33 protein-coding genes are annotated in these 22,140 nt (G+C 66.8%); 31 read left to right on the plus strand and 2 right to left on the minus strand.

Going from position 1 to position 22,140, the window contains the following annotated elements; all coding sequences use genetic code 11:
• Positions 1 to 104: 104 nt before the first annotated feature.
• Entirely contained in the window at positions 105 to 2,198 is a 2,094-nt protein-coding gene (locus G3I60_RS27305) for a PIG-L family deacetylase (RefSeq protein ID WP_164297315.1), read from the minus strand.
• 129 nt (positions 2,199 to 2,327) lie between these two features.
• On the opposite strand from G3I60_RS27305, the gene G3I60_RS27310 reads away from it, so the two are divergent.
• A complete protein-coding gene (locus G3I60_RS27310) occupies positions 2,328 to 3,626 on the plus strand; it encodes an MFS transporter (protein ID WP_198357082.1) in 1,299 nt (432 codons plus the stop codon).
• Positions 3,623 to 4,642: a PD40 domain-containing protein gene (locus G3I60_RS27315; RefSeq protein WP_164297317.1), complete on the plus strand. Its 1,020-nt coding sequence runs from the start codon at positions 3,623 to 3,625 to the stop codon at positions 4,640 to 4,642. Before G3I60_RS27310 ends, G3I60_RS27315 begins: the two co-directional genes overlap by 4 nt.
• A 14-nt stretch (positions 4,643 to 4,656) precedes the next feature.
• Here G3I60_RS27315 and G3I60_RS27320 read toward each other — a convergent pair whose 3' ends face one another.
• Positions 4,657 to 6,237, minus strand: coding sequence for a N,N-dimethylformamidase beta subunit family domain-containing protein (locus G3I60_RS27320; RefSeq protein WP_239070311.1), 1,581 nt, complete (start codon positions 6,235 to 6,237; stop codon positions 4,657 to 4,659).
• A gap of 480 nt (positions 6,238 to 6,717) precedes the next feature.
• Between G3I60_RS27320 and rpsJ the strand changes: the two genes are divergently transcribed.
• From rpsJ to rpsD, 29 genes are all read left to right on the plus strand, one after another.
• Complete coding sequence (gene rpsJ / locus G3I60_RS27325; RefSeq protein WP_138352895.1) at positions 6,718 to 7,026, plus strand: 30S ribosomal protein S10; 309 nt, start codon at positions 6,718 to 6,720, stop codon at positions 7,024 to 7,026.
• Positions 7,027 to 7,039: 13 nt separating this feature from the next.
• Positions 7,040 to 7,684 carry a 50S ribosomal protein L3 gene (gene rplC, locus G3I60_RS27330; protein WP_164297319.1) on the plus strand — a complete coding sequence of 215 codons (645 nt, stop codon included), beginning with the start codon at positions 7,040 to 7,042 and terminating at the stop codon, positions 7,682 to 7,684.
• A gap of 4 nt (positions 7,685 to 7,688) precedes the next feature.
• Positions 7,689 to 8,366: a 50S ribosomal protein L4 gene (gene rplD, locus G3I60_RS27335; protein ID WP_138352897.1), complete on the plus strand. Its 678-nt coding sequence runs from the start codon at positions 7,689 to 7,691 to the stop codon at positions 8,364 to 8,366.
• On the plus strand, positions 8,366 to 8,701 hold the full coding sequence (rplW, locus tag G3I60_RS27340; RefSeq protein ID WP_138352898.1) for a 50S ribosomal protein L23: 336 nt from the start codon (positions 8,366 to 8,368) through the stop codon (positions 8,699 to 8,701). The genes rplD and rplW overlap by 1 nt, the downstream gene beginning before the upstream one ends.
• Before the next feature lie 39 nt (positions 8,702 to 8,740).
• Complete coding sequence (gene rplB, locus G3I60_RS27345) at positions 8,741 to 9,577, plus strand: 50S ribosomal protein L2 (protein WP_138352899.1); 837 nt, start codon at positions 8,741 to 8,743, stop codon at positions 9,575 to 9,577.
• Positions 9,578 to 9,589: 12 nt separating this feature from the next.
• A complete protein-coding gene (rpsS, locus tag G3I60_RS27350) occupies positions 9,590 to 9,871 on the plus strand; it encodes a 30S ribosomal protein S19 (RefSeq protein ID WP_138352900.1) in 282 nt (93 codons plus the stop codon).
• A gap of 43 nt (positions 9,872 to 9,914) precedes the next feature.
• Positions 9,915 to 10,262, plus strand: a complete 348-nt coding sequence (gene rplV / locus G3I60_RS27355) for a 50S ribosomal protein L22 (protein ID WP_138352992.1) — start codon at positions 9,915 to 9,917, stop codon at positions 10,260 to 10,262.
• Positions 10,262 to 11,101 carry a 30S ribosomal protein S3 gene (gene rpsC, locus G3I60_RS27360; protein WP_138352901.1) on the plus strand — a complete coding sequence of 280 codons (840 nt, stop codon included), beginning with the start codon at positions 10,262 to 10,264 and terminating at the stop codon, positions 11,099 to 11,101. The genes rplV and rpsC overlap by 1 nt, the downstream gene beginning before the upstream one ends.
• Positions 11,102 to 11,105: 4 nt before the next feature.
• Positions 11,106 to 11,525, plus strand: a complete 420-nt coding sequence (gene rplP, locus G3I60_RS27365) for a 50S ribosomal protein L16 (RefSeq protein WP_138352902.1) — start codon at positions 11,106 to 11,108, stop codon at positions 11,523 to 11,525.
• On the plus strand, positions 11,525 to 11,752 hold the full coding sequence (gene rpmC / locus G3I60_RS27370) for a 50S ribosomal protein L29 (RefSeq protein ID WP_138352903.1): 228 nt from the start codon (positions 11,525 to 11,527) through the stop codon (positions 11,750 to 11,752). Before rplP ends, rpmC begins: the two co-directional genes overlap by 1 nt.
• Entirely contained in the window at positions 11,752 to 12,036 is a 285-nt protein-coding gene (rpsQ, locus tag G3I60_RS27375) for a 30S ribosomal protein S17 (protein WP_138352904.1), read from the plus strand. Before rpmC ends, rpsQ begins: the two co-directional genes overlap by 1 nt.
• Before the next feature lie 97 nt (positions 12,037 to 12,133).
• Positions 12,134 to 12,502 (plus strand): 50S ribosomal protein L14, encoded by a 369-nt coding sequence (rplN, locus tag G3I60_RS27380; RefSeq protein WP_073492414.1) that lies wholly within the window; start codon positions 12,134 to 12,136, stop codon positions 12,500 to 12,502.
• Positions 12,503 to 12,505: 3 nt separating this feature from the next.
• Positions 12,506 to 12,829 carry a 50S ribosomal protein L24 gene (gene rplX, locus G3I60_RS27385; RefSeq protein ID WP_138352905.1) on the plus strand — a complete coding sequence of 108 codons (324 nt, stop codon included), beginning with the start codon at positions 12,506 to 12,508 and terminating at the stop codon, positions 12,827 to 12,829.
• Entirely contained in the window at positions 12,829 to 13,386 is a 558-nt protein-coding gene (gene rplE / locus G3I60_RS27390; RefSeq protein WP_138352906.1) for a 50S ribosomal protein L5, read from the plus strand. The genes rplX and rplE overlap by 1 nt, the downstream gene beginning before the upstream one ends.
• Before the next feature lie 2 nt (positions 13,387 to 13,388).
• Positions 13,389 to 13,574 carry a type Z 30S ribosomal protein S14 gene (locus G3I60_RS27395; protein ID WP_073492416.1) on the plus strand — a complete coding sequence of 62 codons (186 nt, stop codon included), beginning with the start codon at positions 13,389 to 13,391 and terminating at the stop codon, positions 13,572 to 13,574.
• Positions 13,575 to 13,793: 219 nt separating this feature from the next.
• The gene (rpsH, locus tag G3I60_RS27405) at positions 13,794 to 14,192 is read left to right on the plus strand and encodes a 30S ribosomal protein S8 (protein WP_138352907.1); all 399 of its coding nucleotides are present in this window, start codon (positions 13,794 to 13,796) and stop codon (positions 14,190 to 14,192) included.
• A gap of 21 nt (positions 14,193 to 14,213) precedes the next feature.
• Positions 14,214 to 14,753: a 50S ribosomal protein L6 gene (rplF, locus tag G3I60_RS27410; RefSeq protein ID WP_138352908.1), complete on the plus strand. Its 540-nt coding sequence runs from the start codon at positions 14,214 to 14,216 to the stop codon at positions 14,751 to 14,753.
• Between the two features lie 2 nt (positions 14,754 to 14,755).
• Entirely contained in the window at positions 14,756 to 15,139 is a 384-nt protein-coding gene (rplR, locus tag G3I60_RS27415) for a 50S ribosomal protein L18 (RefSeq protein ID WP_138352909.1), read from the plus strand.
• Between the two features lie 43 nt (positions 15,140 to 15,182).
• Complete coding sequence (gene rpsE, locus G3I60_RS27420) at positions 15,183 to 15,785, plus strand: 30S ribosomal protein S5 (protein ID WP_138352910.1); 603 nt, start codon at positions 15,183 to 15,185, stop codon at positions 15,783 to 15,785.
• Positions 15,785 to 15,967 (plus strand): 50S ribosomal protein L30, encoded by a 183-nt coding sequence (rpmD, locus tag G3I60_RS27425; RefSeq protein WP_138352911.1) that lies wholly within the window; start codon positions 15,785 to 15,787, stop codon positions 15,965 to 15,967. The genes rpsE and rpmD overlap by 1 nt, the downstream gene beginning before the upstream one ends.
• 1 nt (position 15,968) lies before the next feature.
• Complete coding sequence (rplO, locus tag G3I60_RS27430; protein ID WP_138352912.1) at positions 15,969 to 16,433, plus strand: 50S ribosomal protein L15; 465 nt, start codon at positions 15,969 to 15,971, stop codon at positions 16,431 to 16,433.
• Between the two features lie 316 nt (positions 16,434 to 16,749).
• Positions 16,750 to 18,063: a preprotein translocase subunit SecY gene (gene secY, locus G3I60_RS27435; protein WP_138352913.1), complete on the plus strand. Its 1,314-nt coding sequence runs from the start codon at positions 16,750 to 16,752 to the stop codon at positions 18,061 to 18,063.
• Positions 18,063 to 18,722, plus strand: coding sequence for an adenylate kinase (locus tag G3I60_RS27440; RefSeq protein WP_164297321.1), 660 nt, complete (start codon positions 18,063 to 18,065; stop codon positions 18,720 to 18,722). The genes secY and G3I60_RS27440 overlap by 1 nt, the downstream gene beginning before the upstream one ends.
• Positions 18,723 to 18,812: 90 nt before the next feature.
• Entirely contained in the window at positions 18,813 to 19,649 is an 837-nt protein-coding gene (gene map / locus G3I60_RS27445; RefSeq protein WP_138352915.1) for a type I methionyl aminopeptidase, read from the plus strand.
• Between the two features lie 277 nt (positions 19,650 to 19,926).
• On the plus strand, positions 19,927 to 20,148 hold the full coding sequence (gene infA / locus G3I60_RS27450; protein ID WP_014047798.1) for a translation initiation factor IF-1: 222 nt from the start codon (positions 19,927 to 19,929) through the stop codon (positions 20,146 to 20,148).
• A 59-nt stretch (positions 20,149 to 20,207) separates the two neighbouring features.
• Entirely contained in the window at positions 20,208 to 20,321 is a 114-nt protein-coding gene (gene rpmJ / locus G3I60_RS27455) for a 50S ribosomal protein L36 (RefSeq protein WP_003956441.1), read from the plus strand.
• A gap of 173 nt (positions 20,322 to 20,494) precedes the next feature.
• Positions 20,495 to 20,875, plus strand: a complete 381-nt coding sequence (rpsM, locus tag G3I60_RS27460) for a 30S ribosomal protein S13 (protein WP_138352916.1) — start codon at positions 20,495 to 20,497, stop codon at positions 20,873 to 20,875.
• Positions 20,876 to 20,974: 99 nt separating this feature from the next.
• Positions 20,975 to 21,379 carry a 30S ribosomal protein S11 gene (gene rpsK / locus G3I60_RS27465; protein WP_138352917.1) on the plus strand — a complete coding sequence of 135 codons (405 nt, stop codon included), beginning with the start codon at positions 20,975 to 20,977 and terminating at the stop codon, positions 21,377 to 21,379.
• Positions 21,380 to 21,405: 26 nt separating this feature from the next.
• On the plus strand, positions 21,406 to 22,032 hold the full coding sequence (rpsD, locus tag G3I60_RS27470; protein WP_138352918.1) for a 30S ribosomal protein S4: 627 nt from the start codon (positions 21,406 to 21,408) through the stop codon (positions 22,030 to 22,032).
• The last annotated feature ends 108 nt before the right edge of the window (positions 22,033 to 22,140 follow it).

Here is a 22,140-nt window from a genome sequence, read left to right on the forward strand (position 1 = left end):
GGTCCTAGCGAGCATCACACCAAGGGCCCTGTCCCACCGTTCGCGGTGGGGCAGGGCCCTTGGCCTTTTTCCAGAAGGTTCCGGCGGGGAGGTCCCCCCGGGGGTTACGCCGTGGACTCTGTCTCGGCGCGCCACACCCACGGGGTCGCGGCGAAGTCCAGGCCGACCACGTACGCCCGGCCGTCGGCTCCGTGCAGCAGCGTGGGGGTGCCGACCGGGAGCGCGAAGGGCGGCGGCTTGAGCGGCCGGCCGGGCTGTGTGGTGTCCACGAGCTTGACGGTGCCGTCGAGCTCCTTGCCGAGCAGCAGCAGGCCGCGGTGCCCGCTGCGGGCCGGCGCGGCGCCGACCGCGACATCGGCGTAGCCGCCGTACCCGCTCAGTTGCGCGGGCGTCAGCACGCCGTCCCGTGACGCCGTGCCGTCGACCGTGCGCAGTACCAGCTCGCCGGTCACCGGCCGCCGGTAGGCGACCGTGAGAGAGCCGTCGGGGGCGAGCGCCGCGGACGGGGGCTCACCGGGCTGCGGCATGCCCTTCAGCGCCTGGAAGGCCATCGGCTGCCCGGGCGCGGGCTGCGTCCAGTGGTGGACGGTCTCGCGGCCGGCGGCGAAGACATGGATCCGCGCCTGGCCGTCGAGCACCACCGCCAGGCCGTCCTGCACCTCGTCGCCGCCGAGGTCACGCCAGTCGCCCCATTTCCCGCCGGGCTCCCTGACCTTGGTCCAGACGCCCTTGGCGGCGCTGCGGACGAAGAGGTGGACCCGCCCGTCGGGGGTGGATATCGCGACCGGGCAGCCGATCCGGCGGCCGTTGTCCTCGGTGCGCTCGGGGTTGCCCATGCCGGTCCAGGCCCGGAACGGGCCGTCGGGGGAGCTCTGTTCCAGCAGGACGATCTCGCGTGAGTTGTGCCCGCCCTGGCCCTGCAGGGAGGAGAACCGCAGGGCGAACAGCAGCCGGCGGCCCGTGCTGTCCTTCACGGCGGCCAGCGCGGGGGCCAGCGGCCCGCCGCCGAGGTCCTGGGGATCGCTCCACTGGCCGCTGCCGGGGGCGCTCTCCTGCCAGCGCACGGCCCGGGTGCCGAGGACGCTGAACGCCTCCAGCCGGCCGTCGGCGCCGGTGAACGTCGCGGGCCGGGCGCCGGGGTAGCGGTAGTGGGTGGAGCGGACCCAGCCCTTGGGGTTGGTCAGCGGGGTGTTCTGGCCGACGCCGTAGTCCCCGCAGCCGGCGGCGTTGCCGCAGTCCCACTCCGGATCTCCGCCGTACGGCAGGAGGTACTCGTTCTTCTCCCGGACCACGGACTGCGGGAGATTGCGGGGCCAGCGCTGGTTGTAGTAGCCGCGGTAGGAGGTGGTCACGAACCGCGGCACGTCACCGTCCGCCTTCGCGCTGTCGGCCACCCACTGGGCGAGGGCCTTCCAGGCGAAGAGCGCGGCGGGCGTGTGGTCGCGGTGGTCGGAGTAGCCGTTCTGGTCGCTGTTCTGGTGGTGGGCCGCGTCGTGCACCTGGATGTCGGGATCGGGGTCCAGGGTCTGCACGAGGGTCGGCTGGTAGCGCTCCAGCAGCGCGGCCAGCGAGTCCACCAGGGTCCGGTGGCTCACCTTGGTGGACCTTCCGACGGGGGAGCCGGTGGCCACCACGGTGTCCAGGGTGATGCCGGGGACCGCCCACAGATGGGGGAGTCCCATCAGGTTCGGGTTCCCCTCGCCCATCGACAGGTTCACGAAGACCAGATCGGCCCGGCGCTCACCGTTCGCCAGCTGGTCGAGCTCGACGGTGAGGCCGCCGGTGAGCCGCAGCGCGGAATGGCGCCACGGGGTGAACTTGTCGAGGCCGAGCATGGTCGCGTACGCCTGGCGCAGCCCCTGGTGACGGGCGGAGGAGTACGCCTGCCGGTTGGCCTTGGGCGTGGGGGTGCGCGGCGCGTGGTTCACTCCCACGGACTCGCCCGCCGTCACGTAGACCGAGACCACCGGGACGCCGCTGCGCACGGCGTGCAGGGTGTCGGGGTTCATGAAGTACAGGTCGTCGTCCGGGTGCGCGAGGACCTGGAGGAGCAGCGGCTTCGCGCCGGGCCGGTAGGCCTGGACCGCGCTCGGGTCGGAACCGGTGACCGGTTTCGCGTCGGACGGCGTGCTGGTGCAGCCGGCTGCCGCGGCCGCGGTTGCTATGGCTGTGGCGACAAGTAGTTCCCTGCGGGACAACCTTCGCCTCGTAGAGACGCTCACAACAGATAGGAGCGTTCGGACGGCTCCGAGGTTGCGTGCGAGAACCTGCACGCCGGCTGACCTAGGGTGGTCCGTCGGGTTACCAGGGCGTTAAGGGAGCGATGCGTGTATCTGTCGGAGACCCGGGCGAGCGACAAGGCCCGGTCCGAGGGCGAACGGCCGGGCCGCCGCCGGGGACTGCGCGGTCTGGTGTCGGCGAACGTCTTCGCGCTCGGGATGACGAGCCTGATCACCGACATCTCCTCGGAGATGGTCACCGCGGTCCTTCCCGTGTACCTGGTGACCGGACTCGGTCTGAGCATGCTGCAGTTCGGCTTCCTGGACGGCGTGTACTCGGGGTCGACGGCCCTGCTGCGGATCGTCGGCGGCTACCTCGCCGACAAGTTCACCGCACGCAAGGCCGTGGCGGGCTCCGGCTACCTCATGTCGGCGGTGACGAAGCTGGGATTCCCCCTGGTGGGCGCCTCGGTGCCGGGCATCGGGATGATGATGGCCGTCGACCGGGCGGGCAAGGGGATCAGAACCGCCCCGCGGGACGCGCTGATCTCGCTGTCCACCCCGCCGGAGTCGCAGGGCCGGGCGTTCGGCGTGCACCGGGCGATGGACACCGTCGGCGCCTTCATCGGCCCGGTCATCGCCTTCGCCCTGATGTCGATGATGAGCACCTCGCTGGGCACCGCGTACGACGCCGTGTTCGTGGTGAGCTTCTGCATCGGCGCGATCGGCGTGGTGGCCCTCGCGCTGTTCGTACGGGACCCGTTCACGCGGAAGAAGACCGCCCGGGTCGCGGTCTCGCTCCGCGCCGGGCTGGGGATGCTCGGCAACGCGGCGTTCCGGCGAGCCTGCATCGGCGCCTGCCTCCTCGGCCTGGCGACGGTCTCCGACGCGTTCATCTACCTGGCGCTGCAGAACCGCACCGACCTGGCGATCTCCTGGTTCCCGCTGCTCCCGCTGGGCACGACCGGGGTGTACCTGCTGGCGGCGGTGCCGCTGGGCGGGCTGGCCGACCGGATCGGCCGCTGGAAGATCTTCCTGGCCGGGCACGCCTGCCTGATCGGCGCCTATCTGTTGATCGGCGGCGTCCTGGACCTGCGGGGCACGGCCCTGATCCTCATCGTCCTGGCCCTGCACGGGCTGTTCTACGCGGCGACCGACGGCGTCCTGATGGCGCACGCCGGGCCGCTGATCCCCGAGGAACTGCGCACCAGCGGGCTGTCCGTGCTGCAGACCACCCAGACCCTGGGCCGTTCCGTCTCCTCCGTGGCGTTCGGCGCCGCCTGGATGCGCTGGGGCCCGGAGAACACCATCCAAGGATTCACCGTCGCTCTGACGGCCGCCGTGCTGCTGTGCATGGTGCTGCTGCGGCCGGGTGCCGCCCACGGTCCCGAGGTGGCCGACGTATGAAGAACCGGATCATAGTTTTCGCGGTGTGCGTGGCCGTGCTGGCCTCGGTGGCCATCGGGTACACGGTGTACGCCCTGCAGCGCGACAAGGCCCGCGCCGCGGGCGGTGAGGGAGTGCGCCCGGTCGCCGGCGCCGTCGACCTCACCCCGGGCGGCAGCGCCCGGCTGATCTTCCGCGACACCGCCAAGGGCCCCGGCTTCGGCCGGCTGGCCGAGGTGCGGGTGGGCAGCCCCGGCGGCGGCCGGAAGGTCGACACGCAGGCCTGCGAGCGCAGCTACGCGGCGGCCGGCCGGCTGCTCTGCCTGGCCGGCCAGAACGGCCTGGTGGTGCACCACTACGCGGAGCTGCGCGACAGCCGGATGAAGCTGCTCAAGCGGATCCAGCTGCCCGGCCTGCCCAGCCGGGCCCGGCTCTCCGCCGACGGCCGGATGGCGGCCTGGACGGCGTTCGTCTACGGGGACTCGTACACCTCGGCCGGCTTCTCCACCCGCACCGGCATCTACGACTCGCGCACCGACACGGTGGTGCCGACCCTGGAGACGTTCGAGGTCCGGCGGAACGGCAAGGACTTCACACCGCCGGACCGGAACTTCTGGGGGGTGTCGTTCCTGAAGGACGACAACACCTTCTACGCGACGCTGGGCAGCTCCTCCAGCGGCGGAACGTTCCTGGTCCGCGGCGACTTCGCGGCCCGCACCATGACCGTGCTGCGGGAGAACGTGGAGTGCCCGTCGCTCTCCCCCGACGGCACCCGGCTGGTCTTCAAGAAGAAGATCTCCGACGACCCGTCCAAGCCGTGGCGGCTGTACGTGCTGGACCTGGCGACCCTGCGGGAGACGGCGCTCGCCGAGACCCGCAGCGTGGACGACCAGGGCGACTGGCTGGACGACCGCACCATCGCCTACTCCCTGCCGACCGGCAGCAGCGCCTTCGACGTGTGGAAGCAGCCCGCGGACGGTTCCGGCCGGCCGGAGCTGATGGTGTCGGGCGCCTACGGGCCGAGTGTGGTGCGCTGAGCGCCCACAGGCCCTCAGTGCGCGAAGGACATCCTGCTGGGCGGTGAGACGTACCGGGCGTAGTTGTCCTGCGCCGGGTACGTACGGCCGGCCGGTCCGGCGGCGAAGACCCGCAGGATGTTCTCGGTGACCTGGCGGGCGAACTCCCCGGACGCCTCGGGCACCCGTTGCTCGCCGGCCTGGTCCCGGCAGCCGGTGTTGCCGTACACGCTGCAGGCCCAGCTCATGGTGCCGGTGGCGAAGACCCCGGCGCCCGAAGGCACCGTGTAGTAGGCGGCGTTGGCCCGGGTCTTCGCGCCGCGGCAGGTCAGCGGGGAGTCCCCGACGACCTGGATCGGGCGCGGCACCGGGACACCGGCCATCAGCCGGTCCGACTCCACGCCGACCAGCCCGATGTACTTGCTGCCGGCCCTGGCACCGGTGCCGCGGAACATCCACGCGTCCGGGTCGGTGACGACGAACGGCGCGTAGACCGGGTTGCACTCGTACAGCACGCCGGTGAGGACGCTCTCCGGGCGCGGGTCGGGCGGCAGCCGCCACTGCTGGGTGGCCTGGCTGGGGTCCTTGAGGATCATCGGGTCCTCGGCGGGGTCCTTGTAGACCACCACCACGCGGTCCTTGCCCAGCGAGCTCGGCTCCAGCCGTATGTGCCGGTAGGCGGCGTTGGAGGAGAAGAAGGCGATGTTCACGCCCGCGTCGCGGATCGCGAGGGTGTTGTCGCGCATGCCCGCCGACCAGTACTCGTCGTGCCCGGGGAAGATCACCGCACGGGCGCCGCGGAACAGCTCCGCCGAGTTGTCGAGGTCGGTGTCGGTCTCGTAGGCGAGCGGTATGCCCATCCGCTCCGCGATGCTGAGCATCGGCAGCTCGTACCAGTTGAAGGGCGAGCCCTTGCCGTCGTACGGCCGGTCGAAGCCGGCCTTGCGCGAGCGCTTGTCGTAGCCGGGTCCCGTGGTGCCGCGGGAGTCGCCGTAGACATTGGTGCCGCCGCCCCACTTGTTGTACGCGGCCCAGGTGGTGACCGCGTTCACGAACACGGTGCGGCCGACGGTGGAGGTGGAGCGGATCGTCAGCGTCACCCAGCGGTCGTGGCCCTGGCTGGAGACGAGCTTCAGCAGATAGCTGCCCTGCGGCCAGTTCCTGGTGCTCACCGTCAGGGACGGCTTCCAGGGCGCGCTGATCAGGTATATGCCGGGCACCGTCTTCGGGCCCGCCTGCCGCTCACCGGGCTGTGACGCCGACGACCAGACCTTGCGGCCCTGCTTCCCCTGGTACCAGCCCATCCGGTACGCCTCGACGCGGAAGCTCCTGGCTGTGGTGGAGACGAACAGCCGAAACGATTCTCCTGAGGTGACGCTGACGTGGTCGGCGAAGCCCTCGATCGCGTCGGACGGCCCTGGGTCGCGCAGCCGCCAGGCGGTACTGCCGGGCCGCCGGTTCTCCTCCGTCACCGACCAGTTGTCCATGTCGAGCGGCGGGGCGGCCTGGGGAGTCCTGGCGGGCGGGGTCAGCGCGCCGGTGCCGGGGGTGCCGCACGCGCCGGCGAACAGCGCGAGGACGACCGTGAGCAGTACCAGCCGGGGCAGCCTCTTCAACGAACACTCTTTCTCGTCCGACGTGTCCCCGCCATGTCAGGGAACTCCGCAGATGAGGACCGTCCGGGGGAGCCTTTGGTTGCTCCGCCTGCCCAGGTGGTAATGTCACCGGCTCGATTGGCGTGGAGTGTGCCCCATATGGCACACTAGCCAAGTTGCTCGGTCGAGCGCCGATGCTGCGCGCCTCCCGTCGGGAGGACCGGAAGCGAGTCCCACAGTACTCGTCGTCATGATCCGCCTCTTGGTGGCATGACGGACGTACGGGAATCTTCCGGGAAGCGTTAGTGCGGTTCCGGCCAGGCACCCGGTGGGAGTCTTCACCACATCCTGCGGTCAGAGCGCCGCGCTTCCTTCTCCGAGGGATTTCCGCTTGCGGAAATTTATGAGAAGGGGTGCGACACGCCCGACCGCGTGGGTCGGCGGAGAGTCACTACCGACCGGGTTCCAGAGCGTTACGAGACAAAGGACTACGGAGTAGCCATGGCGGGACAGAAGATCCGCATCCGGCTCAAGGCGTACGACCACGAGGTCATCGACTCCTCGGCGAAGAAGATCGTCGAGACGGTGACGCGTACTGGTGCGCACGTCGCAGGCCCGGTGCCGCTGCCCACTGAGAAGAACGTGTACTGCGTCATCAAGTCGCCGCACAAGTACAAGGATGCGCGCGAGCACTTCGAGATGCGCACCCACAAGCGGCTCATCGACATTCTCGACCCCACGCCGAAGACGGTTGACTCGCTGATGCGTCTCGACCTCCCGGCTGGCGTCGACATCGAGATCAAGCTCTGAGGTGACGCGCGAGATGGCTAAGAGCATTAAGGGCGTCCTGGGCGAGAAGCTCGGCATGACGCAGGTCTGGGACGAGAACAACCGCATTGTGCCGGTGACCGTCATCAAGGCCGGCCCGTGTGTCGTGACCCAGGTCCGCACCAACGACGTCGACGGCTACGAGTCGGTTCAGATCGCCTTCGGCGAGATTGACCCGCGCAAGGTGAACAAGCCCCTCAAGGGTCACTTCGCCAAGGCCGACGTAACCCCGCGCCGCCACCTGGTGGAGCTTCGTACGCCTGACGCCAGCGAGTACACGCTGGGCCAGGAGATCACCGCTGCGACCTTCGAGTCCGGTGTCAAGGTCGATGTGACCGGCACCAGCAAGGGCAAGGGTTTCGCCGGTGTCATGAAGCGTCACAACTTCAAGGGTCTCGGCGCCGGTCACGGCGTTCAGCGCAAGCACCGTTCCCCCGGCTCCATCGGTGGCTGTGCCACCCCGGGTCGTGTCTTCAAGGGCATGAAGATGGCCGGCCGGATGGGTGGAGAGCGTGTGACCACACAGAATCTGACCGTCCACGCCGTTGACGCGGAGAAGGGCCTGCTCCTCATCAAGGGAGCGGTACCTGGTCCGAACGGCGGCCTCATCCTGGTCCGTACCGCGGCCAAGGGGGCTTGAGGATATGAGCACCATTGACATCCTGTCGCCCGCGGGCGACAAGACCGGGAGCCTTGAGCTTCCCGCCGAGATCTTCGACGCCAAGGTCAGCATTCCGCTGATCCACCAGGTCGTCGTGGCGCAGCTCGCTGCCGCCCGTCAGGGCACGCACAGCACCAAGCGTCGCGGCGAGGTCCGCGGTGGTGGGCGCAAGCCTTACCGCCAGAAGGGCACCGGCCGCGCCCGCCAGGGTTCGACCCGCGCTCCGCAGTTCGCGGGCGGTGGCGTCGTCCACGGTCCGAAGCCGCGTGACTACTCCCAGCGGACGCCGAAGAAGATGATCCGGGCCGCCCTCCTCGGCGCCCTGACCGACCGGGCGCGTCACTCCCGCATTCACGTCGTTTCCGGCGTGATCGAGGGCACGACGCCTTCCACGAAGTCCGCCAAGACGCTGTTCGGCAAGATCTCGGAGCGTAAGAACGTGCTCCTGGTCGTCGAGCGCGCTGACGAGGCCGCGTGGCTGTCCGCCCGCAACCTGCCCCAGGTCCACATCCTGGAAGCCGGTCAGCTGAACACCTACGACGTGCTCGTCTCCGACGAAGTGGTCTTCACGAAGGATGCCTTCGAGCGTTTCGTGGCGGGTCCCGCCGCGTCCGCCAAGGCCGTTGCCTCCGAGGATGAGCTCGAAGGGAACGACGCCTGATGAGTGAGACCAAGACCGCCGCGGTCGTCACCAGCAAGACCTTCACGGACCCCCGTGACATCCTGGTCAAGCCGGTGGTTTCCGAGAAGAGCTACGCGCTCCTGGACGAGAACAAGTACACGTTCATCGTCGCGCCGGGCAGCAATAAGACCCAGATCAAGCAGGCCGTCGAGGCGGTCTTCTCGGTCAAGGTCACCGGGGTCAACACGATCAACCGGCAGGGTAAGCGCAAGCGCACCAAGACCGGTTTCGGCAAGCGCAAGGACACCAAGCGCGCCATCGTGACCCTCGCTGAGGGCGACCGAATCGACATCTTCGGCGGCCCGGTCTCCTAACGGAGTCCGTGTCGTCCGATATCGGACGAGGACTGAGAAATGGGTATCCGCAAGTACAAGCCGACGACGCCGGGCCGTCGTGGCTCCAGCGTCGCCGACTTCGTCGAGATCACGCGGTCCACGCCGGAGAAGTCGCTGGTCCGCCCCCTGCACAGCAAGGGCGGGCGTAACAGCTCGGGTCGCATCACTGTTCGCCACCAGGGTGGCGGTCACAAGCGTGCTTACCGAGTCATCGACTTCCGTCGTCATGACAAGGACGGCGTTCCGGCGAAGGTCGCTCACATCGAGTACGACCCGAACCGCACCGCACGCATCGCGCTGCTGCACTACGCAGACGGCGAGAAGCGCTACATCATTGCCCCGGCCAAGTTGAGCCAGGGCGACCGGGTTGAGAACGGCCCCACGGCCGACATCAAGCCGGGCAACAACCTCCCGCTGCGCAACATCCCGGTGGGTACGACCATCCACGCTATCGAGCTGCGTCCCGGCGGCGGCGCGAAGATCTCCCGTTCCGCGGGTGCTTCGGTCCAGCTGCTGGCGAAGGAGGGCTCCATGGCCACCCTTCGTATGCCGTCCGGTGAGGTCCGCCTGGTCGACGTCCGCTGCCGCGCCACTGTTGGCGAGGTCGGCAACGCCGAGCAGTCGAACATCAACTGGGGCAAGGCCGGCCGTATGCGCTGGAAGGGCGTCCGCCCGACCGTCCGCGGTGTCGCGATGAACCCTGTCGACCACCCGCACGGTGGTGGTGAGGGTAAGACCTCCGGTGGTCGCCACCCGGTCTCCCCGTGGGGTCAGAAGGAGGGTCGTACTCGCTCGCCGAAGAAGGCAAGCAGCAAGTACATCGTCCGCCGCCGCAAGACGAACAAGAAGCGCTAGGAGCAGGTTTAGATGCCGCGCAGTCTCAAGAAGGGGCCCTTCGTCGACGACCACCTCATCAAGAAGGTGGACGTACAGAACGAGGCAGGCACCCACAACGTCATCAAGACCTGGTCCCGCCGCTCCATGATCATTCCGGCGATGCTGGGCCACACGATCGCGGTGCACAACGGCAAGATCCACGTCCCGGTGTTCGTCACCGAGTCCATGGTCGGCCACAAGCTCGGCGAATTCTCGCCGACCCGCACGTTCCGCGGCCACGTCAAGGACGACCGCAAGACGAAGCGTCGCTGATCGGCGGAGTGCGAAGACTATGACTGACACCGAAGGGACAACCATGGAAGCCAGGGCCCAGGCGCGGTACATCCGCGTCACGCCCATGAAGGCCCGCCGCGTGGTGGACCTCATCCGTGGCATGAATGCCACGGAGGCTCAGGCGGTCCTGCGTTTCGCCCCGCAGGCCGCGAGCGTGCCGGTGGGCAAGGTGCTTGACAGCGCCATTGCCAACGCCGCGCACAACTACGACCACTCCGATGCCGAGTCTCTCGTCATCACTGAGGCGTATGTCGACGAAGGTCCGACCCTGAAGCGGTTCCGTCCGCGTGCCCAGGGCCGTGCCTACCGGATCCGCAAGCGGACCAGCCACATCACCGTGGTCGTCAGCAGCAAGGAAGGGACCCGGTAATGGGCCAGAAGGTTAACCCGTACGGGTTCCGGCTCGGAATTACCACGGACTTCAAGTCTCGTTGGTACGCCGACAAGCTGTACAAGGACTACGTCAAGGAAGACGTCGCCATCCGCAAGATGATGACGCAGGGCATGGAGCGCGCCGGCATCTCGAAGGTTGAGATCGAGCGCACCCGTGACCGTGTGCGTGTGGACATCCACACCGCGCGTCCCGGCATCGTCATCGGCCGTCGTGGTGCCGAGGCCGACCGCATCCGCGGCGACCTGGAGAAGCTGACCGGCAAGCAGGTGCAGCTGAACATCCTCGAGGTCAAGAACCCCGAGATGGACGCTCAGCTGGTGGCCCAGGCCGTCGCCGAGCAGCTCTCCTCGCGTGTCTCCTTCCGTCGTGCCATGCGTAAGAGCATGCAGGGCACCATGAAGGCCGGCGCCAAGGGCATCAAGATCCAGTGCGGTGGCCGTCTCGGCGGCGCCGAGATGTCCCGCTCTGAGTTCTACCGCGAAGGCCGTGTGCCGCTGCACACCCTGCGCGCCAACGTGGACTACGGCTTCTTCGAGGCCAAGACCACCTTCGGCCGCATCGGTGTGAAGGTGTGGATCTACAAGGGCAACGTCAAGAACATCGCAGAGGTTCGCGCCGACAACGCCGCGGCCCGTGCGGGCAACCGCCCGTCGCGTGGTCCCGGCGCCGGTGGAACCGACCGTCCGCAGCGCCGCGGTGGCGAGCGCGGCGGCCGCGGCCGTAAGCCCCAGACGGACGGCGGTTCGGCTCCCAAGGCCGAGGCCCCCGCCGCTGTCGAGGCTCCGGCTGCGGACACTCCCGGAACGGAGGCCTGACCCAATGCTGATCCCCCGCAGGGTCAAGCACCGCAAGCAGCACCACCCGAAGCGCTCGGGCATGGCCAAGGGCGGCACCGAACTCGCGTTCGGTGAGTACGGCCTGCAGGCCGTCACCCCGGCCTATGTGACGAACCGGCAGATCGAGTCCGCTCGTATCTCCATCACCCGTCACATCAAGCGCGGCGGCAAGGTCTGGATCAACATCTACCCGGACCGTCCGCTGACCAAGAAGCCTGCTGAGACCCGCATGGGTTCCGGTAAGGGTTCGCCGGAGTGGTGGATCGCGAACGTCAAGCCCGGTCGGGTGATGTTCGAGCTGTCCTTCCCGAACGAGAAGGTTGCCAAGGAGGCGCTCACCCGCGCCGCCCACAAGCTTCCGATGAAGTGCCGCATTGTGCGGCGCGAGGCAGGTGAATCGTGATGGCGGCCGGCACCACTAAGGCCACCGAGCTGCGCACGCTGGGCGACGAGGAACTCCTCGCCAAGCTGAGCGAAGCCAAGGAGGAGCTGTTCAACCTCCGCTTCCAAGCGGCCACGGGACAGCTCGAGAACAACAACCGGCTCAAGGTCGTCCGCAAGGACATCGCCCGGATCTACACCTTGATGCGCGAGCGCGAGCTGGGCATCGAGACGGTGGAGAGCGCCTGATGAGCGAGAAGAATGTGACTGAGACCTCCGAGCAGCGCGGCTTCCGCAAGACCCGTGAGGGCCTTGTGGTCAGCGACAAGATGGACAAGACCGTAGTGGTCGCCGTCGAGGACCGTGTGAAGCACGCCCTGTACGGCAAGGTCATCCGGCGCACCAACAAGCTCAAGGCGCACGACGAGCAGAACGCTGCCGGCATCGGCGACCGTGTCCTCCTCATGGAGACCCGGCCGACCTCTGCCACCAAGCGCTGGCGCGTCGTGGAGATCCTCGAGAAGGCCAAGTAATCCCTGAGGGCTTTCCCTCAGGACCGTTCCGTCAGGCTCGGTAGGGGCGGGGCAACCCGCCCCTACCGGGAACCGACGCGACAAACAGGAGATAGACGTGATCCAGCAGGAGTCGCGACTGCGGATCGCCGACAACACAGGTGCGAAGGAAATCCTTTGCATCCGTGTTCTCGGTGGTTCGGGTCGCCGCTACGCGGGAATCGGTGACGTCATCGTTGCCACCGTCAAGGACGCGATCCCCGGTGGCAACGTGAAGAAGGGCGAGGTCGTCAAGGCGGTCATCGTCCGGACCGTCAAGGAGCGCCGTCGCGCAGACGGCTCGTACATCCGGTTCGACGAGAACGCCGCCGTCATTCTGAAGAACGACGGCGACCCCCGCGGCACCCGTATCTTCGGCCCGGTGGGCCGTGAGCTGCGCGAGAAGAAGTTCATGAAGATCGTTTCTCTCGCGCCGGAGGTGCTGTAACCGATGAAGATCAAGAAGGGCGACCTGGTCCAGGTCATCACCGGTAAGGACCGCGGCAAGCAGGGCAAGGTCATTGTGGCCTACCCCACTGAGAGCCGTGTCCTCGTCGAGGGTGTCAACCGGGTCAAGAAGCACACCAAGGCCGGCCAGTCCGACCGCGGTAGCAAGACCGGTGGGATCATCACGACCGAGGCCCCCATTCACATCAGCAATGTTCAGCTGATCGTGGAGAAGGACGGCAAGAAGGTCGTTACCCGCGTCGGTTACCGCTTCGACGACGAAGGCAACAAGATCCGCGTTGCCAAGCGGACGGGTGAGGACATCTGATGACTGCCACCACCACGCCGCGTCTGAAGACGCGCTACCGCGAGGAAATCTCGGGCAAGCTGCACGAGGAGTTCTCTTTCGAGAACGTCATGCAGATCCCGGGTCTGACCAAGATCGTGGTCAACATGGGTGTGGGCGACGCCGCCCGCGACTCCAAGCTGATCGAGGGCGCGATTCGCGACCTCGCCACGATCACCGGCCAGAAGCCGCAGGTCACCAAGGCCCGCAAGTCCATCGCGCAGTTCAAGCTGCGTGAGGGCCAGCCGATCGGCGCCCACGTCACCCTCCGCGGTGACCGTATGTGGGAGTTCCTGGACCGCGTGCTGTCACTCGCACTGCCGCGTATCCGTGACTTCCGCGGCCTGTCGCCGAAGCAGTTCGACGGCCGGGGCAACTACACCTTCGGTCTCACGGAGCAGGTCATGTTCCACGAGATCGACCAGGACAAGATCGACCGGGTCCGGGGCATGGACATCACCGTGGTTACCACGGCGACCAACGACGACGAGGGTCGTGCCCTGCTTCGTCACCTCGGCTTCCCGTTCAAGGAGATGTGACCGTGGCGAAGAAGGCTCTGATCGCTAAGGCCGCTCGCAAGCCCAAGTTCGCTGTGCGCGGTTACAACCGCTGCCAGCGCTGTGGCCGGCCGCACTCTGTCTACCGCAAGTTCGGCCTCTGCCGCGTGTGCCTTCGTGAGATGGCTCACCGTGGCGAGCTGCCGGGCGTGACCAAGAGCTCCTGGTAGATCCGGTTCCCTTCGGGGAATCCGGTGACCAGGAACTCTCGGTAAGCATCTGGACGTCAGGAGCCCGGCTCCCTCTGCCGTAAGGTAGAGGGGTTGGGCGCCTGGCGCCCATGACCGACTTACTACGCCGTAGGTCCCCGCGCCGCACCCGTCCCGACTTTGCTCGGGGAGAAGGATGGCGCAATGGAAACCCCGGCGAGAGAGGCCTAGGGCCAACTCATGACCATGACCGACCCCATCGCAGACATGCTGACCCGTCTGCGTAATGCGAACTCGGCGTATCACGATGACGTCGTGATGCCGTTCAGCAAGATCAAGTCGCACATCGCGGAGATCCTCCAGCAGGAGGGTTACATCACCGGCTGGAAGGTCGAGGATGCCGAGGTTGGCAAGAACCTCATCCTCGAGCTGAAGTTCGGTCCGAGCCGTGAGCGCTCGATCGCCGGCATCAAGCGCATCAGCAAGCCGGGCCTTCGGGTCTACGCAAAGTCCACCAATCTGCCCAAGGTGCTCGGTGGCCTGGGCGTGGCGATCATCTCCACGTCCCACGGTCTCCTCACCGGCCAGCAGGCCAGCAAGAAGGGCGTAGGTGGGGAAGTCCTCGCCTACGTCTGGTAATCGGGAACAGGAGGCATTGCAATGTCGCGCATCGGCAAGCTGCCCATCCCGGTTCCCGCCGGCGTGGACGTCACCATCGACGGCCGTACGGTCTCGGTGAAGGGCCCCAAGGGTTCCCTCTCCCACACCGTCGCTGCCCCGATCGATGTCGCCAAGGACGAGACCGGCACGCTCATCGTGTCGCGTCCTAACGACGAGCGTGTTTCGAAGGCCCTGCACGGCCTGTCCCGCACGCTGGTGGCGAACATGATCACTGGCGTGACCGCGGGTTACAGCAAGGCGCTCGAGATCAACGGCGTCGGCTACCGCGTCCAGGCGAAGGGCTCCAATCTGGAGTTCGCCCTGGGCTACAGCCACCCCGTCGTGATCGAGCCGCCGGAGGGCATCTCGTTCAAGGTGGAGTCGCCGACCAAGCTGAGTGTCGAGGGAATCGACAAGCAGAAGGTCGGCGAGGTAGCCGCGAACATCCGCAAGCTGCGGAAGCCCGACCCGTACAAGGGCAAGGGTGTTAAGTACGCGGGCGAAGTCATCCGCCGCAAGGTCGGAAAGGCTGGTAAGTAGCCATGGCATACGGTGTGAAGATCGCCAAGGGCAAGGCTTACAAGGGCGCGGCTCTCAAGCGTCGCCACATCCGCGTCCGCAAGCGGATCTCGGGCACGGAGGCGCGTCCGCGTCTCGTCGTGACCAGGTCCAACCGCGGCATCGTGGCGCAGGTTATCGACGACCTCGCGGGGCACACCCTCGCGTCGGCGTCGACCCTCGACCCGTCCATCCGTGGCGGCGAAGGCGACAAGTCCTCCAAGGCGAAGCAGGTCGGCCAGCTCGTGGCCGAGCGTGCCAAGGCCGCGGGTATTGAGACTGTCGTATTCGACCGTGGCGGCAATCAGTACGCAGGGCGCATTGCCGCCCTTGCGGACGCCGCCCGCGAAGCCGGACTCGAGTTCTGAGTTCGTCCCGCAGCTAGCGGATCAACGAAGAGAGGTAATTCCAATGGCTGGACCCCAGCGCCGCGGCAGCGGTGCCGGTGGCGGCGAGCGGCGTGACCGTAAGTCTGGGCGGGACGGCCAGCAGGCCGAGAAGACCGCCTACGTCGAGCGTGTTGTCGCGATCAACCGCGTCGCCAAGGTAGTCAAGGGTGGTCGTCGCTTCAGCTTCACCGCGCTGGTCGTGGTGGGCGATGGTGACGGCACCGTCGGTGTCGGTTATGGCAAGGCCAAGGAAGTTCCGGCCGCCATCGCCAAGGGTGTCGAGGAAGCGAAGAAGAACTTCTTCAAGGTTCCCCGCATCCAGGGCACCATCCCGCACCCGATCCAGGGCGAGAAGGCCGCGGGCGTCGTTCTGCTCAAGCCTGCTTCCCCCGGTACCGGTGTTATCGCCGGTGGCCCGGTGCGCGCCGTACTCGAGTGCGCCGGTATCCACGACGTTCTGTCCAAGAGCCTCGGCTCGGACAACGCGATCAACATCGTGCACGCCACGGTGGCCGCGCTTCAGGGCCTTCAGCGCCCCGAGGAGATCGCTGCCCGTCGTGGCCTGCCGCTGGAGGACGTCGCGCCCGCAGCTCTGCTGCGTGCACGTGCCGGGGTGGGTGCCTGATGGCTCGCCTCAAGGTCACGCAGATCAAGTCCTACATCGGTAGCAAGCAGAACCACCGTGACACCCTGCGTTCGCTCGGGCTCAAGCGCCTGAACGACGTGGTGGTCAAGGAGGACCGTCCGGAGATTCGCGGAATGGTCCAGACCGTCCGCCACCTCGTCACGGTCGAGGAGGTTGACTGACATGGGTGCTGAGAACCCGCAGAACCCCCTGAAGGTCCACAACCTGCGTCCCGCCCCGGGTGCCAAGACCGCCAAGACCCGTGTGGGTCGTGGCGAGGCGTCCAAGGGTAAGACCGCTGGTCGTGGTACCAAGGGCACGAAGGCCCGTTACCAGGTTCCGGCTCGCTTTGAGGGTGGGCAGATGCCCCTCCACATGCGCCTGCCGAAGCTCAAGGGCTTCAAGAACCCGTTCCGCGTCGAGTTCCAGGTCGTGAACCTGGACAAGCTCACCGCCCTCTACCCCGAGGGTGGAGAGGTCACGGTGGCCGATCTGGTCGCCAAGGGCGCGGTACGTAAGAACCAGCTCGTCAAGGTGCTCGGCACCGGCGAGATCACCGTGGCGCTGCAGGTTTCGGTTGACGCCGTCTCCGGCTCCGCCAAGGAGAAGATCGCTGCTGCCGGCGGCACCGTCACCGAGCTCATCTGAGTCTCGGCGACTGCTGCTGACAGCGACCGAATCGGGCCCGTTCCTCCTCGGAGGGACGGGCCCGATTCGGTAGCAGGCACCCCAGGACAAACTGCGCAAGTACGACCCTGACGTGTCTCTACCGGGTGGCGATCGCCAACTGGGGGAGACACGCGCTTCATACGGACCGCCACGCGCTGTTAGAGTCCGTTGGGTCGACTGGCGAAACTGCCCGCAGACTGTCCTCGCGCCCCATCCCGGCCGGTGATCCGCCGTCCGTGACAGACCATCTCGACCGACCCTTCCGCCCTGCTGCGCGGAAGGTGCAGGAGGCACCGTGCTCACCGCGTTCGCCCAGGCGTTCAAAACGCCTGACCTGCGCAAGAAGCTGCTGTTCACGCTGGGCATCATGGTGCTGTTCCGGCTCGGGGCGCACGTCCCGGTGCCAGGGGTGGACTACAAGGTCGTCAACGCGTGCATCAAGGACGCGGGCGGCGGGCAGGGCCTCTTCAGCCTGGTCAACCTCTTCAGCGGTGGTGCACTGCTCCAGCTGACCATCTTCGCGCTCGGGATCATGCCGTACATCACGGCGAGCATCATCCTGCAGCTGCTGACCGTGGTGATCCCACGCCTCGAAGCCCTCAAGAAGGAGGGCCAGGCGGGCACCGCGAAGATCACGCAGTACACCCGATACCTGACCGTGGCGCTGGCGATCCTGCAGGGCACCGGCCTGGTGGCCACCGCCCGCGGCGGCAGCCTCTTCTCCAGCTGCACCCAGCGCTACGACATCATCTCCAGCAAGTCGATCTTCACCACCGTCACGATGGTGGTCACGATGACCGCCGGTACCGTGATGATCATGTGGCTCGGCGAGCTGATCACCGACCGCGGTATCGGCAACGGTATGTCGATCCTGATGTTCGTCTCGATCGCGGCCGGCTTCCCGGGCGCCCTGTGGTCCATCAAGAGCTCCGGCAAGATCATGGGCGGCTGGTTCGAGTTCTTCATCGTCATCCTGATCGGCCTGGTGATGGTGGCCCTTGTGGTCTTCGTCGAACAGGCGCAACGCAGGATCCCGGTGCAGTACGCGAAGCGCATGATCGGCCGGCGGTCCTACGGCGGAACGTCCACGTATATCCCGCTCAAGGTGAACCAGGCGGGTGTGATTCCCGTCATCTTCGCCTCGTCGTTGCTCTACATTCCGGCCCTCGTCGTTCAGTTCAGCGGGTCGACAGCACCGTGGGCCCAGTGGGTCAGCGTCAACCTGACCAAGGGCGATCACCCCGCCTACCTGGCCGCTTACTTCCTGCTGATCGTCTTCTTCGCCTTCTTCTACGTCGCGATCTCGTTCAACCCCGAGGAAGTCGCCGACAATATGAAGAAGTATGGTGGCTTCATCCCGGGCATCCGGGCCGGTCGACCTACTGCTGAATACCTGAGCTACGTGTTGAACAGGATCACGTGGCCGGGATCGCTGTATCTGGGGCTCATCGCTCTCGTTCCCACCGTTGCCATCGCCTTGTTCAACGGCAGCACCAACTTCCCGTTCGGCGGGACCAGCATCCTGATCATCGTGGGTGTCGGCCTGGAGACCGTGAAGCAGATCGAGAGCCAGCTCCAGCAGCGCAACTACGAAGGGTTCCTCCGCTGATGCGAATCGTCCTCGTCGGGCCGCCTGGGGCCGGCAAGGGTACGCAGGCTGCGTTCCTCGCCAAGAACCTGTCGATCCCGCACATCTCGACGGGCGACCTCTTCCGCGCGAACATCAGCCAGGGCACCGCCCTGGGCAAGCAGGCGAAGTCCTACATGGACGCCGGCAACCTGGTGCCCGACGAAGTGACCATCGGGATGGCGAAGGACCGGCTCGACGAGCCGGACACCGAGGGCGGCTTCCTGCTCGACGGCTTCCCGCGCAACGTCCACCAGGCCGAGGCGCTCGACGCCTTCCTGGTCGAGCGCGGTATCGCGCTCGACGGGGTCCTGGACCTGGAGGTCCCGGAGGACGAGGTCGTCAAGCGCATCGCCGGCCGGCGCACCTGCCGCAAGGACACGGCGCACACGTTCCACATCACGTACAAGAAGCCCAAGGTCGAGGGCGTGTGCGACGAGTGCGGCGGCGAGCTCTACCAGCGTGACGACGACTCCGAGGCGACCGTGCGCAACCGCCTCGCCGTCTATCACCGGGAGACCGAGCCGATCATCGATTACTACCGGCAGCAGGACCTGGTGGCGACGATCTCGGCGCTCGGTCCGGTCGCGGAAGTCACCCAGCGGGCGATGGACGCACTGAAGAGCAACAAGAGCGCGTAGTACCCACACGTACACAGGTCGGCCGCGGTGCCCAGGTGGCACCGCGGCCGTACTGTTTGAGTGACGACTTTTTCAGAGAGGGCCACAGGCATGGTCGAGATCAAGACCCCGGAGCAGATCGCCAAGATGCGCGAGGCGGGGTTGGTCGTCGCGGCCATCCACCGGGCGTGCGGCGAGGCCGCGGTTCCGGGCGTGAGCACCAAGGAGCTCGACGAGATCGCCGCGAAGGTGATCGCCGAGCACGGTGCCAAGCCGAACTTCCTCGGGTACGGCGGCTTCACCGGCAACATCTGCACCTCGGTCAACGATGTCGTGGTGCACGGCATCCCGGACCGGGAGACCGTCCTGAAGGACGGCGACCTCATCTCCATCGACGCGGGCGCCATCATCGACGGCTGGCACGGCGACGCGGCCTTCACGGCCTTCGTGGGCACCGGTCACGCTCCGGAGCTCATCGAGCTCAGCCGGGTGACCGAGGAGTCCATGTGGGCCGGTATCGCCGCGATGAAGAAGGGCAACCGGCTCTCGGACGTCTCGGCGGCGATCGAGGGCTACATCCGCCGCCAGCCGCGCCCGGCCTCCGGCAAGTACGGCATCGTCGAGGAGTACGGCGGCCACGGCATCGGCTCCGAGATGCACATGGACCCGCATCTGCTGAACTACGTCAACAAGAAGCGCGGCCGGGGCATCAAGCTGGTGCCGGGCGTCTGCCTGGCGATCGAGCCGATGGTCACCCTCGGCACCCCGCACACCCACGTCCTCGAGGACGAGTGGACGGTCAAGAGCGACGACGGGTCCTGGTCCAGCCACTGGGAGCACTCGATCGCGCTGACCGAGCAGGGCCCGCTGGTGCTCACCGCCGTCGACGGCGGCAAGGCGAAGCTGGCGGAGTACGGGATCACGGCGGCCCCCGACCCGCTGGGCTGAGCCGCAGCCGGCGGACGGAGTCCGGCGCAGCCGCTCGAAGCTTGTGAGGCGCTCCGGCGCCGAGCCCGCGAGAGCGGCGTGAAGAGGATTCGTCCCGCTGGGATGATCCGCCGGACGCTGTTGGGCCGGGTGGAGTAACGATCACCCAACGTGGGCATCTACCCCGGATTCGTCATTCCGGGGTGCCTGCCGTAGACTGACACGTCGGCTCATGTATACCGGCACGTCTGCGTGATTTACCTGAGCCGATCAAGGTAGCCGATTCGAAGGGCGAAGCGTGGCCAAGAAGCAAGGTGCCATCGAAATCGAGGGCACCGTGATCGAGTCTCTCCCGAACGCGATGTTCCGGGTAGAGCTCCAGAACGGTCACAAGGTCCTCGCGCACATCAGCGGCAAGATGCGTATGCACTACATCCGCATCCTTCCCGATGACAGGGTCGTTGTGGAGCTGTCTCCCTACGACTTGACGCGCGGACGGATCGTCTACCGCTACAAGTAGATCTCGCTGCTGCCCCGCTCCCGTGGGGCGATGGCACGACCCGGAGAACCTGACATCACATGAAGGTCAAGCCGAGCGTCAAGAAGATCTGCGACAAGTGCAAGGTGATCCGCCGTCACGGTCGGGTCATGGTCATCTGCGACAACCTGCGCCACAAGCAGCGCCAGGGCTGACGCACGACCTGCAACTCGCAGTTCTTCCCGCGACGCACACACAGTAATTACGCAGTCACCCGTCCCGGTACGCCGGGACGACACCTTCGGCGGGGGCCGAGGACCCGGAACGTACCTCGTACGGCGGCCGGGAACGGTACTGCGGAAGACCTCCGAATCAACAGGAGCCATGAATGGCACGCCTTTCCGGCGTTGACCTCCCGCGTGAGAAGCGCGTGGAGATCGCCCTCACCTACGTCTTCGGCATCGGTCGCACCCGTGCCCAGGAGACCCTGAAGAACACTGGTGTGAACCCCGACATCCGCGTTCGCGACCTTGCCGAGGAAGACCTCGTCAAGCTCCGCGACTACGTGGACGCCAACTTCAAGACCGAGGGTGACCTCCGTCGCGAGGTGCAGGCCGACATCCGCCGCAAGGTGGAGATCGGCTGCTACCAGGGTCTGCGTCACCGTCGTGGCCTTCCGGTCCACGGTCAGCGCACGCACACCAACGCTCGTACCCGTAAGGGTCCGCGTCGCGCCATCGCCGGTAAGAAGAAGCCGGGCAAGAAGTAGTCCTAGCGGACGCAACTGCGGTGCCGCCGGGGGGCGACCCCGGATCTCCGCAGAAGAAAGCGGTTCGCTCAGGACCGACCACCTCCACGGGAGTAATACATGCCTCCGAAGGGCCGTCAGGGCGCAGTCAAGAAGGTGCGCCGCAAGGAAAAGAAGAACGTCGCTCATGGGCACGCCCACATCAAGAGCACGTTCAACAACACGATCGTCTCGATCACGGACCCCTCGGGCAACGTGATCGCTTGGGCCTCTGCCGGCCATGTCGGCTTCAAGGGCTCGCGCAAGTCGACTCCGTTCGCCGCACAGATGGCTGCCGAATCGGCTGCCCGTCGCGCGCAGGAGCACGGCATGCGCAAGGTCGACGTCTTCGTCAAGGGTCCCGGCTCCGGCCGTGAGACCGCGATCCGCTCCCTCCAGGCCACTGGCCTCGAGGTCGGCTCGATTCAGGACGTCACCCCCACTCCGCACAACGGATGCCGCCCGCCCAAGCGCCGCCGCGTCTGACCACCTGAAGTAGGAGACAAGACAATATGGCGCGTTACACCGGGGCCGACTGCAAGCGTTGCCGTCGGGAGAAGCAGAAGCTGTTCCTCAAGGGCAGCAAGTGCGAGAGCGCAAAGTGCCCGATCGAGATCCGTCCTTACCCCCCGGGTGAGCACGGCCGCGGGCGCACCAAGGACAGCGAGTACCTCCTTCAGCTTCGCGAGAAGCAGAAGTGTGCCCGTATCTACGGTGTACTCGAGAAGCAGTTCGTGAACTACTACAAGGAAGCGAACCAGAAGTCCGGCAAGACCGGTGAGAACCTTCTGCGCATCCTTGAGATCCGTCTCGACAACGTGGTCTACCGGGCCGGCTTCGCCAAGTCCCGCGACCACGCCCGTCAGCTGGTTCGTCACGGACACATCACCGTGAACGGCCGCAAGACCGACATCCCGTCGGCTCGCGTGGCTGTGAACGACATCGTCGAGGTTCGTGAGTCCTCGCGTCAGATGACCCCGTTCGTGGTCGCTGCCGCCGAGGCCGGCGAGAAGACCGTGCCCGCGTGGCTCGAGTCGATCCCGTCGAAGCTCCGGATTCTCGTGCACTCGCTGCCCGAGCGGCCTGTTATCGACACGCAGGTCCAGGAGCAGCTGATCGTGGAGCTCTACTCCAAGTAGTAGTGGCTCAGCGATACGGGCGGCAGGACCTCATAGGGGTCCTGTCGCCCGTACCCTTGCAGTACCCCTCGGCATCAAATAGCGGATGCCGATGACTGGAGGAACATC

Origin of the sequence: Streptomyces sp. SID13666, from assembly GCF_010548325.1 — a bacterium.
GTDB lineage: Bacteria > Actinomycetota > Actinomycetes > Streptomycetales > Streptomycetaceae > Actinacidiphila > Actinacidiphila fildesensis.